This window comes from Bacillus cereus group sp. Bc061, from assembly GCF_027715825.1.
GTDB classification, from domain to species: Bacteria; Bacillota; Bacilli; order Bacillales; family Bacillaceae_G; genus Bacillus_A; species Bacillus_A paranthracis.
The window spans coordinates 568,554-584,740 of record NZ_JAQFTZ010000002.1; the positions used below are offsets into that span (position 1 = coordinate 568,554).

Here is a 16,187-nt window from a genome sequence, read left to right on the forward strand (position 1 = left end):
GCCTATATGAGCAACGGTTTTTTATTTTTCTTATACAAATGTAAATGGATCTGTATGTAACTGCGAAGCATGAATATGTACATTCAGTTTCTTTGCATCTGCTTTTTCTTGTAATTGCTTTTGTACACCTTGCTTCATTACCTTTTCAACGTTATGTCCTGGGTCGACGATATTTAAACCGAGCATCATCGCATCATGGGCAACATGATAATACATGTCACCTGTTACATATACATCCGCACCTTTAAATTTAGCTTGATTGATGTATTTGTTACCATCGCCACCAAGTACAGCTACTTTGCGCACTTTATCCTCTAATTTCCCAACAACTCGCGCACCCTTTACATCTAACGATTGCTTTACATGTTCCGCAAACTGTCCAAGTGTCATTTCTTCTTGTAAATACCCTATTTTTCCAAGCCCTAACGTTTCACCTTTGTTATCAAGTGGATACACATCATAGGCTACTTCTTCATATGGATGTGCTGTTACCATTGCTTTAATCACTTTTCGTTGTAGTGAAGCTGGAATAATCGTTTCGATCCGCACTTCTTCTACGCGCTCTAACTGTCCAGTTTCCCCGATATAAGGATTTGTCCCCTCTTGAGGTACAAACGTACCTGTACCCTCGCTATTAAACGTACAGTGACTATAATTGCCGATATGACCAGCACCTGCGTCTCCTAATGCTTTTCGTACTTCTTCTGCATGAGTTTCAGGCACAAACACAACAATTTTTTTCATTTCTTCTGCATATGTCGGTGCCAAAACTTCTGTATTTTGCAATCCTAACGCCTCAGCAAGTAAATCATTTACCCCGCCCTTAGCAACATCCACATTTGTATGTGCGGCATAGATTGCAATATCATTTTTAATACACTTTTCAATAATTTTCCCATATGCCTTATCTGTATGAATCGCTTTTAGCGGGTTAAAAATTAAAGGATGATGCGCAATAATGACATTCGCTCCTAATTGAATTGCTTCATCCACAACTTCTTCCGTTACATCTAACGCAATTAATACGTGCTGCACGGGTCTATTAAGCGCTCCAATCTGCAAGCCAATCTTATCTCCTTCCATCGCCAAATGCTTCGGATACATACTTTCAAATAACGAAATAATTTCATGGCCATTTGGAATTTTACTCATGATAAAACCTCCCCTATCATTTTCATTTTCGCTTCTACTTCCGCACGCTTCGCTTTTGTTTCTTCAGAATCAGCCGCACGTTCTAACTGCTTTAAAATATTTTGGAAGTTTTTTAATTCTCCTTCCCACTTTTCAACGAAAGCTTCACTTTTTTCTTTCATTAAAAATGGTCCCATAAATAATTCAGCCTGTTTATTTTCAGAGTAAGGAACCGTGATATTTCCTCGCTCCCCTACTAAAATCTCGTAAATTTTCCCATCTTCTTTTACGATTTTTTCATGGATAAGCTCCCATCCATTCGCAATAAACCATTCACGAATGTGATGCGCTGCAATATTCGGCTGTAAGATTAAACGTGTTACACCTTCTAATTTTTCTTTACCACTTTCTAAAATATCACGAATTAACGCTCCGCCCATTCCGGCAACCGTAATTACATCTACTTCTCCTGGCGCGATAACAGCTAATCCATTCCCTTTACGCACATCTACTTTATCTTGTAAGCCACTTTCAGCTACAGTTGCCTGCGCAGAGCGAAATGGTCCATCTACAACCTCTCCAGCAACTGCTTTAGTAGCAATATTATTTATAATTGTATAACACGGTAAATACGCATGATCCGATCCAATATCGGCAACTGTAGATCCTACTGGTATTTCACGCACAACTTCTTCTAATCGTTTTGAAAGCTTTACTTCATTCATGTATTTCCATTACTCCTTCTCTTGTCAGTCTGTCTCCATGATAATGAATTTATAGTAGTTGTTGCAAGCCTATAACAACAATTCACTTCTCTATCATTCATCGTATTTTAGAAAATATAGAAAAACAAGCCTTTTGCTTAAGCAAAAGGCTTGTCATACGGAACTTTATTTTTTCTTCGATAACCAATCAGCTACTTTAGCGGCTTGATCAGCTGGAACTATATTCGGTGGCATATTTCCTTTTCCTTTCGAAAGAATTTCTTTAATTTCATCCTTTGAAAGTTTCCCACCAATTTTTTGTAAATTAGGTCCTACCGCCCCTTGTAACTGATCACCGTGGCAGCTCGTACAGCTTTGCTTCACAATATCCTCTGGCTTGGATGCTGTTTGTGCTGGCTTCCCGCCATTTTTTGCATCAGCTAACTCTTTAGATTTATTTAGCCCCTGAAATGAAAATACAAACATAACGATAATACCCAATGCTGCAATAAGAGCGAACGGAATCAGCGGATTACGTTTCATATCTCTTCTCCCCCCTCTATACCCCTAAATAGTTAGATGATTCAGTCATTTCCATTGTACTTGAAAACGCTCTATCAGAAAAGAGTAAACTACTAATCGTTAAAAATATTCCATAAATTCAGTTTATTGTTTTTTATTATTATATCGCTTATTATTTCGATAATTATTAACGTTTCTCATCATATTTTTCACTTTTCTACATATATTTTTGTATAGAATAAACAAAATTAATCGAAAAATCGAAAAATGAGCATTTGCAAATCAAAAGACAATTCTGTAAAATAAATTACAAGAAATTGTAATCGTTGCTGACAGCTAAAGTTTAACAAAAATTAACAAAATAAAAAAGTTTACTTCACAAAAGTGAAGTAAACTTAAAGGTAGCCTATTCTAAGAAATCCTTAAGACGCTTACTACGGCTTGGATGTCTCAATTTACGAAGTGCTTTTGCTTCAATTTGACGGATACGTTCTCTCGTTACGCCAAATACTTTCCCAACTTCTTCAAGCGTACGAGTTCGTCCATCATCTAAACCAAAACGAAGACGTAGAACATTTTCTTCACGATCTGTTAGTGTATCTAACACATCTTCTAATTGTTCTTTTAGCAATTCATACGCTGCATGGTCCGCAGGCGATGTTGCTTCTTGGTCTTCAATGAAATCACCTAAATGGGAGTCATCTTCTTCACCAATCGGTGTTTCAAGAGAAACTGGCTCCTGTGCAATTTTCAAGATTTCACGTACTTTTTCTGGAGCAAGATCCATTTCTTCACCAATCTCTTCAGGAGATGGTTCACGTCCTAAATCTTGTAATAATTGACGTTGTACACGAATTAACTTATTAATCGTTTCAACCATATGAACTGGGATACGAATTGTTCTTGCTTGGTCTGCAATCGCACGTGTAATTGCTTGGCGAATCCACCAAGTTGCATACGTACTAAATTTGAAACCTTTACGATAATCGAACTTTTCAACCGCTTTAATTAGACCCATATTCCCTTCTTGGATTAAGTCTAAGAAAAGCATACCACGGCCCACGTAGCGCTTTGCAATACTTACTACAAGACGTAAGTTTGCTTCTGCAAGACGACGTTTCGCTTCTTCATCGCCTTCTTCAATACGCGTTGCAAGTCGAATTTCTTCTTCTGCAGATAGTAAATCTACACGACCAATTTCTTTTAAATACATACGAACAGGATCGTTGATTTTAACCCCTGGTGGTACACTTAAATCATTGAGGTCGAATTCTTCTTCCGATTTTGCTATTTGGCGATTATTAGGGCCTTCGTCGTTGTCATTGTCGCCAACTAAGTCAATCCCTTGTTCACCTAAATATTCATAGTATTCATCCATTTGATCGGATTCAATTTCAAATCCATTCATGCGTTCTGCAATCTCTTCATATGTAAGAACGCCACGTTTTTTTCCGAGCTCAGTGAGTTGTTCTTTCACTTGCTCAAGGGTCATTTCAGTTTCAATTTGTTTAGAACGAGCTGGTTTGTCAGCCATCTGTTCCCCTCCTTACGCGAGATACAAACATTCATTATACTAAAAATTTATCAAAAAAGCTATTTTCTCGCTTTTTGATTTTGTAAATATGCTACATAATATTTAGCAGCCTCTACAGGATCTGTTTTTTCCATTTGTTTTATCTTGAAGATGATTTCCATCTTTTCAAGTTTTTCTTGATGACGTCTAAGCGTCTCCAAATGGCCTTGTAACACTTCTTCTGTGTATTCTGGATTAATAAATTCATCCGTCGAAATATCAGTAATAATATTTTTCAACTTTTCATCAGAGAGCCAACTTAAAAATGTTCCGACTGAAGGTTCATTTCCCTTTTCATAATATGCGTATAGTTCATATAAAATCCCTTTATGTTCTTCTGTATGAAAATCTTCTATGTGGGATTCCATACGAACGGCCACTTCTGGACTTTGCAACATATGGTAAATAATTTCTCTTTCTGCCCTTTCAAAACCTGTTAACTTCGGTTTTGTTTGAACAATTTGAGACGGCTTAGAAACCTGCTTTACTTGTTTTTGCTGTACCTTTTGTTCTTTGCGATATTGGTGCAATTGATTCAAAAGTGTTTCCATTGAATACGAAAATTCTTGCGATAATGACTTCAAATATGATTCTGCCTGCATCGCATCCTGTAACAACGATAACTCTTTTAAAACACTTTTCACATACTCTTCTTTGCCCGACTCATCTTGCAAATTTTTCCCTAAACGCAAATAATTTATTTTAAAACCAACAAAACTTATACTTGATTTCACAAGATTTTCAAAAGCAGTTGTCCCATATTGTTGCACATATTCATCAGGATCAAGCTTATCTGGCAAGGATGTAACTTTCACTTGGCAACCAACTTGCAACAATAATTGCCCTGCTTTCATCGTCGCTTCTCGCCCTGCTTTATCACCATCATAGCAAAGAACAACAGTTTCAACGTTACGTCGCAGAAGTTTTGCTTGTTCTTCAGTTAAAGCTGTTCCCATTGTCGCAACAGCTTCTTCCACACCACTTTTTACCGCAGCTAGTACGTCAGCATACCCTTCAAAAAGGACCACTTGCCCACGTTTTCTAATAAACGGCCTCGCTTGGTGGAAGTTATACAACAATTTACTTTTGTGAAAAATTGGTGTTTCTGGGCTATTTAAATATTTCGGAGTGTCATCTCCTAATGCCCTTCCACTAAACGCTATCACTTTACCTTGTAACGTATAGATTGGAAACATAACTCTTCCACGGAAGCGATCATAATGACTACCATCCTTCTCGCTTCTTATGAGAAGACCAGCTTGTTCCATACTTGATAGCGATAAACCTCTTTTTTGTAAGATTTTCGTTGCTGCATCCCAAGCAGGTGACGCATAACCAATTTCAAACTTCTCAATCATCTCTTTTGTAATACCACGTTTTAACAAATACGAAAGTGCTTCATTTCCTTCTTCTGTATTTACTAATAAATGATGATAATACTTTTTCAAAAGTTCATGAGCCTGTTGCATGATGACAGTGTCATCAGATATGTCTTCTTGTTGTCCTTGCCCTGATGTATACTCTGCAACCGCAATTCCATTTCTTTCACCTAGCTTTTGAACAGCTTCGGTAAAAGCCAGTCCTTCCATTTTCATTAGAAAGGAAAATACATTTCCACCTTCTCCACATCCGAAGCAATGAAAAATTTGCTTGTCAGATGAAACAGAGAATGAAGGAGAATTCTCACCATGAAACGGACAAAGGCCGAAATAGTTACGTCCCTGTTTTCTAAGTTGAACGTATTCACCAATCACTTCGACAATATCGGATGATGTCCGAATTTGTTCAACAACTTCTTCAGGAATTCTGTTCCCCATAACTCCATCTCCGTGTCGTATTTTGTATTCGATATAAATTAAAAAATTCCTTTATAATTCGACAATATTTTTTCTAAACTTATTAGAAAATGTTGTCGATCACGTTATCAAGCGATTTTGCAGACCCTTTTCTGCGTAACTTCGCAGATACGTACCTACTATATAAAATTGTATCCATTTGCTCATCTATTACAAATGTACCTCATGGAGACAATACATATGCACTTTTTCATAAGAAGACTAGCAAGCATCATATCCTATGTGATCACGAGATCTGTTTTTTGCATGTTGATACATATAAAGAAATCAACTTTTGCTTATTCAGCATCTACATAGATCCAAATTCCCTCGCTGCTTCCTTAAACGATGAGCATACGATGTGACAAACAAAATTTTGACATGAAATTTCGTTCCAGCTCGCACAATTGTCAGCCTTCACAGTATATGCATCTGCATCAACTCATACCATATTGATGTTTTGCATATTTCTGTATTCTACATCCCTTCTGCGAATCCTTCCATAATGTGCGTTTTCTTGTATAGATTTTGTCGATTTAACGTAATTACATGTCATTTCTTAAATCCTATCCCTAGTTTATTCTGAAAAATTAAAGTCTAAACGTAAAATATAGGTTTTTATCACAATTTTTTATTATAATATATTTTCTTCAACTACGCTACATATCCCTTTATTTTTTCATCTTCTATTTCAGGATAGCGAAACCCTACCTTTAGCATAATAAAAAGACCGAAAAATATAAGCATAACCACTTCGCTATCATCTATTACGAAATCAGCAGGCACTGTGTTTCTCACGAGCGAAAAAAGCACATTCACCTTTGGTAAATGTGCTAAAACATTTTTTGGTTTTGCACTGCATTCACAATAATGTTAGCTGTTTCTTCAATCGCTTTGTTCGATACATCAATTACTTGACAATTTATTTTACTAACTACATTCTCAAAGTGATCAATCTCTTCTTTAATACGATTAATATTGGCATATGTTGCTCCATCACTTAGTCCAAGTGATTTCAATCGCTCTTTTCGAATATGATTTAACTTCTCTGGCGTAATTTTCAAACCGAAGCATTTTTCTTTAGCCACTTGATATAATTCTTCAGGCGGATCTACTTCTGGTACTAGTGGTACGTTGGCAACTTTCAAACGTTTGTTATGAGCTAAATATTGAGAAAGTGGTGTTTTTGATGTGCGCGAAATCCCAATTAACACGATATCTGCTTTTAAAATACCACGTGCATCTCTACCATCATCATACTTCACAGCAAACTCAATCGCTTCAATCTTTTTAAAGTATTCTTCATCTAACCTACGAACAACACCAGGCTCATATCTAGGCACTTGCCCAGTAATTTCTTCAATTTGATCGATTAGAGGACCAATAATATCATATGCCTCTACACCTTCTTTTGCAGCCTCTGTCACTAAATATTGGCGCATGTCAGGCTTTACTAACGTAAAACAAATAAGTGCTTGATTGCTCTTAGCAATCGAAATCACTTCTTTTAATGTCCCTGTATCTTCTACATACGGCACACGTCTAATATCAGGAGCAAATGGGAATTGCCCCATTGCTGCTCGAACAACCAAATCAGCCGTTTCTCCTACAGAGTCAGATACGACATATACGATTTTATTATCCATTACATTACCTCACTTTAAACAAATTACACTTATTCGTTATTTACTAAGTTTACAAACGCACGTGTAATATTTGTTTTTGTAATTCGTCCAACCACTTCTAAACCTTGTTTCGTATCTTTTACAACTGGCATCGCATCAATCTGTCTTTCTATTAATTCCATCGCAATATCATATAAAGAATCTTCTCTACGACACATCGCAATGTTTGGCATCCTTGTCATGATAATATTAACCGGAAGTGAGGTTAAATCCTGCTTCCCTAAGCTAGCTCGTAATAAATCTTTACGAGATACAACGCCTACTAATAGAGTCGATTGATCTACAACGAATAATGTACCTACATCCTCTAAAAACATAGTACAAATCGCATCGTATACCGATACATTTTTATCAATTACAACCGGTCTAGATTGATAATCTTGTACTTTAATTTTCTTAACAGCTTCAGATAATAACTGCCCCCCAGTTTTACCCGTATAAAAATAACCTACGCGTGGACGTGCTTCTAAATAACCAGCCATCGTTAAAATTGCTAAGTCTGGTCTTAGCGTTGCACGTGTTAATCCCAATTGCGCAGCAATTGACTCCCCTGTAATAGGACCGTGATCTTTTACAATCTGAATGATATGTTCTTGCCGTTTATTCAGCTCTATGATAATCACCACCTTTAATGCACAACGAAAAAAGTTATACTATCTCTTAAATATTATATACTAAATATGCTATTCGAAAAAGAAAGGATGTAAAAAGGACCGTATACGGCCCCAAATTATATTTGAAACTTATCAAGTTGTTCTAAGAAACGTCTTGATTTCAAATAAATCCCGCAATATTCATCATAATATGTATTCAATACTAAACGCATTTGTTTTTTTGTGCTATCCTTCACTGATACATTGCCAAGTCTATGTAAATCGAAGTGGTAGAAAAGACGCAATAATTTATGAACGGCTTCCCCCACTGGTATACGATACTGATCTTGCTCAGCATGACGTGAGCACAGAAAACCGCCCTCCCTAACAGAGAAGGCGACAAAATCTGTTTCTTGATGACAAATCGCACATGTATCAAAGTACGGGCGCATCCCTAATACCGGAAGCATTTTCGTTTGATAAATTAATGATAATACTTCTGGATCAACACCCTCACACATATAATGCAACGTTTGATATAACATTTCAAATAAATACGGATTATGTTTTTTATCTTCTGTTGCTTTATCAGTTAACTCAACAATAAATGATGCATAAGCAGTTAAAAATATATCCTCGCGAATTTCTTTCATAGTTGAAATAATCTCGCCTTGTTGCAAAGTTCCAAGTCCAGATCCCATTTGAATAAGAAAATGACCATGTGTCATAAGTTGCGAAACAGATGCTAACCGGCTTTTCGGTTTTTTCGCTCCTCTTGCCATTGCACTTACCTTACCCAATTCTCTTGAGAATATTGTAACAATCTTGTTCGTTTCTCCGTAATCTGTCGTACGGATAACGATGCCCTCAACTTTTTGAAACATGTTCGTCACCATCCAAGGTTTGAACAAAACGGGTCAAGAAATTGGAGAGTCTAAATGCGCTAGCTCCTCTTCATGTTGATCCATCTCATCGTTTACGTCTTTTTCCATTTCTTTCAAAAGCAAATACGTCTCAATGCTTCCTGTTTTGGAGAAAAACTTCCAGGTAAAATCTAGCATAAGAATCCACCTTTCTCAATAAGCGTAGCCTATAAACCAATTTCCTTTGTTGTTATTAAATTGACCCATTTTGTCCATTTTCATGTGAGAAAAATTTTTCCTAATTTATCAAAACTCGTAAAAACCAATAATCAGCGGATGAACAAAACATCCGCTGATTACAGCTTTACTCTATTTTAATACTCGTCTTCGCGGAAACCAAGGTCACGAAGCTGAGACATTTTATTACGCCAATCTTTTTGCACTTTTACCCATACTTCTAAAAATACTTTAGAACCAAGTAATGCTTCAATATCAAAACGAGCTCGCTTACCGACTTCTTTTAACATCTTCCCTTGTTTTCCGATAATAATCCCTTTTTGCGACGGACGTTCCACAACAATCGTTGCATTAATATAAACTGCCCCGCCCTCACGTTTTTGAATTGCATCGATAACAACAGCTACAGAATGCGGCACTTCTTCACGTGTTAAATGTAGTACTTTCTCACGAATAAGCTCTGCAATAATAAATCTCTCCGGATGATCCGTTACTTGATTATCTGGGTAGTATTGTGGTCCTTCCGGTAAATACTTTTTAATTGTACCAATTAGGGCCTCTACGTTATTACCGTCTAATGCAGAAATTGGTACGATTTCTGCAAAGTCATGTAATTTGCGATATTGATCAATTAGCTCTAATAATTGTTCTGGGTGAACTTGGTCAATTTTATTAATAACTAAAAATACTGGTTGTTTCGTTTCTTTTAACTTCTCGATGATGAATTCTTCACCACGACCAAAGCCTTCAACAGCATTCACCATAAATAGAACGATATCAACTTCTTTTAATGTCGTTTGCGCCATCTTCACCATGAAGTCGCCTAGTTTATGTTTCGGTTTATGTATTCCTGGTGTATCAATAAAAATTACTTGTGAATCATTTTCTGTATATACACCTTGAATTTTATTACGAGTTGTTTGTGGCTTGTCACTCATAATAGCAATTTTTTGACCAATAATACGATTTAAAAATGTAGATTTCCCAACATTCGGTCTGCCAATAATAGAGACAAAACCTGATTTATAACCTTTTCTATTCATGTAAATCCTCCGCTAAAAATGCTCCTGGTAACAATTCCCCGACTGTTGTCTCTTGAACGTCACCATGTAAATTTGATAGGTATACTTTCGTATCCTGTTTACATAATTCTACCATAACTTGTCGACATGCTCCACAAGGAGGTACTGGACGCTTCGTATCCGCCACAATTGCGATAGCTACAAACTCTTTATCTCCTTCAGAAACCGCCTTAAATAAAGCTGTTCTTTCTGCACAGTTACATAAGCCATATGAAGCATTCTCAACATTACATCCACGATATACTTTTCCATCCTGCGTTAATAATGCTGCACCTACTTGAAATTTAGAATATGGTACGTACGCTTGTTTACGCGCTTCGATTGCTTCTTGAATTAATTGTTGACCATTCATATTCCCGCATCCTTCCTGTTCACAGCTGTGAATAGATACACTCTCTTATTAAAGGCCTTTACGGCACCTTCAAAGCTTAAGAAAAGCTTTGGAATGCAACTATACCACATACGGTAAAAAGATAATAGCACCAATTATAACGGCTATTATCGCAAACAATAAAACCGCTCCCGCCGCGACATCCTTTGCGACTTTCGCAAACGGATGTATATCGGTAGTCGCTAAATCTACTGTTTTTTCCACAGCCGTATTTACCATCTCTAAACTCATTACAATTCCTATTACAATAAGTAATACCATCCATTCTACTTTTGTAATATGGAAATAAAAGCCGCAGCATATAACAACAACTGCGGCTAAATAATGAATTTTCATATTTCGTTCATGACGAAGACAAAAGAATATACCGACTATAGCATACCCAAAACTATCTATAAGTTTTCCTTTTTTCATCGTCCTAATCCAAATGCTTCTAAAATTTCTTTTTGTCTTCCGAACATTTCTTTTTCATCCTCTTCTGTCATGTGGTCATAACCAAGTAAATGTAAAAAGCCATGTAACGCTAAAAAGCCAAGTTCACGATCAAAAGAATGTCCATACTCTTCAGCTTGTTCTTTCGCTCTCGGAATAGAAATAATAAGATCACCTAACATACGCGGCATCTCTACACCTACAATTTCCATTTCTCCTTCTCCCATTTCTTCCATAGCAAAAGAAATGACATCAGTAGGCTGATCCTTATCTCGGTAATCACGATTAATCTCGCGAATGCGTTCGTTATCTACAAATGTTACTGATAACTCTGCACCATCCTCTATTTTTTCCATTTGAGCTGCTTTCCCTAATATCTCACGAATTAAATTCACATACTCTTCTTTCACTTCTTCTGTTTCATCAATGAAATCAATTAATAAACTCATTCTTTCTCCTTATCTTCCGGTGGTTCCGGATATGTAATACGCGAATGGAAAATACCATTTAACGTTTCACATAACGTTTTTCCAACGATTTGTAGTTCCTTAAATGTCAAATCACATTCACTAAATTGCCCATCCTGCAGGCGATCTTTAATAATACTTTGTACTAAATTATTAATTTGATCTGGCGTTGGGTGATTCATAGAACGTACCGCTGCCTCAACACTATCCGCAATACCAACGATTGCCGATTCTTTAGAAGTTGCTTTTGATCCCGGATAACGGAACATCTCTTCTGTATATTTTTCTTTATCTTCTTTAATCGCCTTATAATAAAAATATTTCAGGAGCGTTGTACCATGGTGTTGTCCAGCAATATCGATAATTTCTTGCGGAATATGGTATTCTTCGAGCATCTTTACTCCATCGGTTACATGAGCAATGATAATATCTTTACTCGTCACAGGATCTAATTTATCATGCGGATTTTCAATTCCCATCTGGTTTTCAATAAAGAATTGTGGTTGTACTGTTTTTCCTACATCATGATAGTAAGCCCCTACACGCGCTAATACACCATTTGCTCCAACTGCTTCACAAGCCGCCTCAGAAAGATTCGCTACCATTACACTATGGTGATATGTCCCTGGCGCTTCTAATAAAATTCTACGCAACAGCGGATGATTCGGACTTGATAATTCCATAAGCTTCATACTTGATACAATTCCAAGTCCACTTTCTAAATATGGTAATATCCCCATAGCCAAAACGGATGAGATAATTCCTGAAAGGGAAGCCATTAATAATTGGGTACCAATTTCAAGAGGCGAAAAATTCCCATTACGTAATAATAATAACGCCGCCAAGACGACTACATTTAAGATTGAAACGAGTATACCAGCTTGTAAAATCATCGTACGACGATTTTTTTCTCTTAAGAAAATGCTCACTGATAATGAACTTAATAACACATAAATGCCTACACTATAATTTAGTGTACTTGTTACTCCTTCATTAAACATAATACTTCCGCACACAGAAAAAATCATACTTGTTAAAAATACAAATCGATCGCCAATCATTAGTTTTACAAGTATCGTTCCCATCGCAACTGGGACAACATACGCAATTCCTGCATATTCAAGCTTTTGAAACAAACTAATAATTTTCATTAAAACAATCGTGATAGACAAAATTGTAATATACGCTAAAATGTACGGTTTGTCTTCTCTTTTCCGCTGTAAAAATACTTCAAACTGTTTATGCATAAAGTATAGTAACACACCAATGAGCACCGCTAATCCAACATAAGGCTGAAAACTATTACCTTTTTCTAATAAACCGACTAATTTCAACTGATTATACATATCACTTGAAATTGTTTCACCTTCTCTAACAATAACTTGTCCTTGAAGAATATAAACAGGTGGAACTAAATCTTCTTCTGCTTTCTTCTTCTCTTTCGTTACAGCCGGGTCATAGAAATAATTTGCTGTAATCGCATATGATCCTAGCGCATTCACAGCTTCTTTCAATCCGCTATTCACATTCAGGCTTTTCATTTCATTAACAAATCGCTCTTTCGCTGCCATTTCTTCGGACATTTTAATATTTCCACCCATGATAACGCTAACAGACGTTAAAGCCGCATTCTTTGCTAATTCTAATTGATCCGGTTCTGCATTAATAAAGTATAATAAATTCTCATCCGATAATTCCTTCGTTAAATTAGATGGCAACTTCTTCTTCAACTTTTCTAATTTATTCGCATCGGTCATCTTTTTTTGCTCTTCAGGTCCAGCAGCTTTCATCTCCTGAATTACTTCATTCACCTTAGCAAAAACATCATTTACAATATCTACTCTATTTTGTTTATATTCACTTCTATATGTATATTGATCCCCGACTTTTTGAGCGGCCTCTTGTTTTTTTCTTTCCGTTATAACCTTATCTTCAATTTTAATAGGAGAATGAATTGTTTTTTTCGCAATAGAATACATATCAACATCTAATTGCTCTGGTTTCACATTATTCATAAGTGCGAAAAACAGCACTGCTCCTAATAAAACGTAAGAAATCCAACTTAGTTTTTTCGAATGTTGTAAATTACGAAACCACTTAGAAATTTCTTGAGATCTTAACATGATTTCAATACCTTCTCCTCTCTAGAAATAAAGTGAAACTATTTATAGCTTTCATTTCTTCTAGCCAACGATACTTTTAGGTAACATTTTTATACACCAGTACCTATAGTTTATTTCTCTTATCTTTTATGATAGTAAAAAATATGCCGTTCGCCAACCTTAATACAAAAAGAAATGATCCTGACAAATAGGATCATTCCATTTTATCATATGCCTCAATAATACGTTGTACCAGTGGATGCCTTACAACGTCCGTTTGTTCTAACGTAATGAATGAAAGACCTGATACACCAGATAAAATGTTAGCGGCTAGCGTAAGCCCTGATTTTACCCCCTTTGGTAAGTCTACTTGTGAAGGGTCCCCCGTAATAACCATTTTAGAACTAAAACCTAATCTAGTTAAAAACATTTTTATTTGTGCACCCGTTGTATTTTGCGCTTCATCTAAAATAACAAATGAATCATCGAGCGTACGTCCTCTCATATAAGCAAGAGGCGCGATTTCAATTACACCTCTCTCCATCATACGCTGCGTATATTCTTGTCCAAGAATATCGTGCAGAGCATCATACAATGGACGTAAGTACGGATCTACCTTCTCTTTCAAATCACCTGGTAAAAATCCTAAACTTTCTCCAGCTTCTACAGCCGGTCTCGTTAAAATGATTTTCTTTACATACCCTTGCTTTAAAGCTCTTACAGCCATTACTACAGCTAAGTATGTTTTCCCAGTCCCGGCAGGTCCTATTCCAAATACAATATCATTTTTCTTCATTGCATGAATATATCTTCTTTGTCCCATCGTTTTTACACGAATGGATTTACCTTTTGCCGTTTTAAAGATTTCTTCTTCATATAACTCTTCAAATTGAGCAATTTTCCCTTGTTGTGCGAGCTGAATTGCATACGCAACATCTCTTTCTGTAATTGACACACCTTTTCGAATAACAACAAGTAGTTGTTGTAAGATTTTTTCTACGAGTGTCACAGTTTCAACTGCTCCAGATGCATGAACAGTTTCACCTCTAGTTACGATTGATACATTCAGTTCCCGTTCAATTACTTTCAAATGAGCATCATTGACTCCAAAAAGAGCGATTGCTTCGTTAGTATTTTCCAATTGTTGGTTCATTTCTACTAATTGTTCTGCCATTACTCAGTCTCCTTGAATATCGGATTCGGATATTGGTTGTGGCTCTGCAATATTTTCAATCACAGTATAATGCAAAGTGACTTTTAGTTGATCCGCCTCAACCTCTTTACTCAAAATCTTATCACTTACAATCATAGCATGTTCATCCAATTTTTTCTTTAGTTCTTTTTCGGCCATTTCTTTCGCTACTTTCATTGCCTGTTTTTCTGTATATTCTCGGTTCGCCTCTTCCTCTTCTCGCACTACATCTTTTTCATATGCAATCGGCAGTGTAAAACCAAATAATTTCACATCATGTTTTACACTTTCCGTACGAGAACGTTTATACTTATCATGCTGAAATCCCCATATTTTTATTTTTGTACTCCCAAATGTAAGGTAATGCTCATTATACGTATTACCAGTATATACTTGAAATTGCGTCTTGAGTGGTACATTCACCTCAGAGGTGTACCACGTTTCTCCATATACAATACCTTTCGCCGAAACAATGGTTGGACTCTCCTCATTACCGTATATCCCTGATACGAGAAGCTGCCCTTTTTCTACATGATCATTTTTTAAAACGACTGGTTTTCCAACTTCAACAAATGTTTTTGTAACAATCGCTTCTTTTTTTGCCACTAAATTTTGCGGCCTTTGTTCTTTTTCTTTTTTCGGCTCATTTTTTTCAACAATTTTAAAATGGTACGTCGTTCCCCTTACTTCTAGTCCTGCCCAAGTAATCGCATTAATATTGTCCGTCAAATGACGTTGTACATCTTCTACACTAGGCATTTGGAATTGTAATTTTCCTTTTTTAATACCCATTTTGTCCAATTCTTTCATCAATATATATTCTGTTTCAGGTTTCGCTCCTGTAATTTCAATTTTCCAAACCATATTCGATAATGCAATCATACCAAAGAAGAAAATTAAAAAACCAATTAAGAATCCACTATTTTTAATTAAGCGCTTATTCCAAAATGGAAAACCGTAACGCCCAATAAAATATAGTTTACACTCATTTTTTCTATAAATCGGCTTTATTTTTTTCACATCTCGTAATAGCATACAAAAGACTAACGTTTCATCGGCGATTTTCTTAACGTCCCAAACTAATAATTTTCTACGCACACATTCGTTAACAAACCGCTCCGCTCCTCTACCTTCAATTCGTACCTTCACATATCCAAGCCACTTTATAAACCATTTATTTTTCATCTACTACCTTCACTACCTTTCCAAAAGTAGACACACTACTTTTCACTTTAATTAGCAAAATAGCTCGTACGAAAATGAAATAAAGAGTTTTATTTTCCATAAATAGCGGGATAAAGTGAGACTTTAATCAGCCCTCACCAATTGGACTTTAATGGATAGCCCGACCCCCACCTAACTTCTTTGCTTTCGCTGA

At 36.3% G+C, this 16,187-nt stretch carries 17 protein-coding genes; all 17 read right to left on the reverse strand.

Annotated features, from left to right (window positions below):
* Nucleotides 1-30 precede the first annotated feature (30 nt).
* The 17 genes from PDQ40_RS12325 to yqfD all read right to left on the reverse strand — a co-directional run bounded on the left by PDQ40_RS12325 (nucleotide 31) and on the right by yqfD (nucleotide 15,994).
* On the reverse strand, nucleotides 31-1,152 hold the full coding sequence (locus tag PDQ40_RS12325; RefSeq protein WP_000036254.1) for a Nif3-like dinuclear metal center hexameric protein: 1,122 nt from the start codon (nucleotides 1,150-1,152) through the stop codon (nucleotides 31-33).
* Entirely contained in the window at nucleotides 1,149-1,856 is a 708-nt protein-coding gene (locus PDQ40_RS12330) for a tRNA (adenine(22)-N(1))-methyltransferase (RefSeq protein ID WP_001006536.1), read from the reverse strand. Before PDQ40_RS12330 ends, PDQ40_RS12325 begins: the two co-directional genes overlap by 4 nt.
* A 165-nt stretch (nucleotides 1,857-2,021) precedes the next feature.
* Complete coding sequence (gene cccA / locus PDQ40_RS12335; RefSeq protein ID WP_000828145.1) at nucleotides 2,022-2,378, reverse strand: cytochrome c550; 357 nt, start codon at nucleotides 2,376-2,378, stop codon at nucleotides 2,022-2,024.
* Nucleotides 2,379-2,763: 385 nt separating this feature from the next.
* Nucleotides 2,764-3,891: an RNA polymerase sigma factor RpoD gene (gene rpoD / locus PDQ40_RS12340; protein WP_000764060.1), complete on the reverse strand. Its 1,128-nt coding sequence runs from the start codon at nucleotides 3,889-3,891 to the stop codon at nucleotides 2,764-2,766.
* A gap of 59 nt (nucleotides 3,892-3,950) precedes the next feature.
* Nucleotides 3,951-5,747 (reverse strand): DNA primase, encoded by a 1,797-nt coding sequence (gene dnaG / locus PDQ40_RS12345; protein ID WP_000528216.1) that lies wholly within the window; start codon nucleotides 5,745-5,747, stop codon nucleotides 3,951-3,953.
* A 672-nt stretch (nucleotides 5,748-6,419) separates the two neighbouring features.
* A complete protein-coding gene (locus PDQ40_RS12350) occupies nucleotides 6,420-6,563 on the reverse strand; it encodes a hypothetical protein (protein ID WP_154644226.1) in 144 nt (47 codons plus the stop codon).
* Nucleotides 6,564-6,598: 35 nt separating this feature from the next.
* Nucleotides 6,599-7,411 (reverse strand): pyruvate, water dikinase regulatory protein, encoded by an 813-nt coding sequence (locus PDQ40_RS12355; protein ID WP_000368943.1) that lies wholly within the window; start codon nucleotides 7,409-7,411, stop codon nucleotides 6,599-6,601.
* A gap of 29 nt (nucleotides 7,412-7,440) precedes the next feature.
* A complete protein-coding gene (locus tag PDQ40_RS12360) occupies nucleotides 7,441-8,073 on the reverse strand; it encodes a helix-turn-helix transcriptional regulator (RefSeq protein ID WP_000583759.1) in 633 nt (210 codons plus the stop codon).
* Nucleotides 8,074-8,180: 107 nt separating this feature from the next.
* Nucleotides 8,181-8,927: a DNA repair protein RecO gene (recO, locus tag PDQ40_RS12365; protein ID WP_000487010.1), complete on the reverse strand. Its 747-nt coding sequence runs from the start codon at nucleotides 8,925-8,927 to the stop codon at nucleotides 8,181-8,183.
* A gap of 33 nt (nucleotides 8,928-8,960) precedes the next feature.
* Entirely contained in the window at nucleotides 8,961-9,104 is a 144-nt protein-coding gene (locus PDQ40_RS12370) for a YqzL family protein (RefSeq protein WP_000883924.1), read from the reverse strand.
* 176 nt (nucleotides 9,105-9,280) lie between these two features.
* A complete protein-coding gene (era, locus tag PDQ40_RS12375) occupies nucleotides 9,281-10,186 on the reverse strand; it encodes a GTPase Era (RefSeq protein WP_001080241.1) in 906 nt (301 codons plus the stop codon).
* Complete coding sequence (locus PDQ40_RS12380) at nucleotides 10,179-10,577, reverse strand: cytidine deaminase (protein ID WP_001014347.1); 399 nt, start codon at nucleotides 10,575-10,577, stop codon at nucleotides 10,179-10,181. Before PDQ40_RS12380 ends, era begins: the two co-directional genes overlap by 8 nt.
* Nucleotides 10,578-10,676: 99 nt before the next feature.
* The gene (locus PDQ40_RS12385; protein WP_000715482.1) at nucleotides 10,677-11,030 is read right to left on the reverse strand and encodes a diacylglycerol kinase family protein; all 354 of its coding nucleotides are present in this window, start codon (nucleotides 11,028-11,030) and stop codon (nucleotides 10,677-10,679) included.
* On the reverse strand, nucleotides 11,027-11,497 hold the full coding sequence (gene ybeY / locus PDQ40_RS12390; protein ID WP_000054692.1) for an rRNA maturation RNase YbeY: 471 nt from the start codon (nucleotides 11,495-11,497) through the stop codon (nucleotides 11,027-11,029). Before ybeY ends, PDQ40_RS12385 begins: the two co-directional genes overlap by 4 nt.
* Nucleotides 11,494-13,638 (reverse strand): HD family phosphohydrolase, encoded by a 2,145-nt coding sequence (locus PDQ40_RS12395; RefSeq protein WP_000946450.1) that lies wholly within the window; start codon nucleotides 13,636-13,638, stop codon nucleotides 11,494-11,496. The genes ybeY and PDQ40_RS12395 overlap by 4 nt, the downstream gene beginning before the upstream one ends.
* A gap of 193 nt (nucleotides 13,639-13,831) precedes the next feature.
* On the reverse strand, nucleotides 13,832-14,791 hold the full coding sequence (locus tag PDQ40_RS12400) for a PhoH family protein (protein ID WP_000840516.1): 960 nt from the start codon (nucleotides 14,789-14,791) through the stop codon (nucleotides 13,832-13,834).
* Nucleotides 14,792-14,794: 3 nt separating this feature from the next.
* Nucleotides 14,795-15,994 (reverse strand): sporulation protein YqfD, encoded by a 1,200-nt coding sequence (gene yqfD / locus PDQ40_RS12405; protein ID WP_000792485.1) that lies wholly within the window; start codon nucleotides 15,992-15,994, stop codon nucleotides 14,795-14,797.
* Nucleotides 15,995-16,187 lie beyond the last annotated feature (193 nt).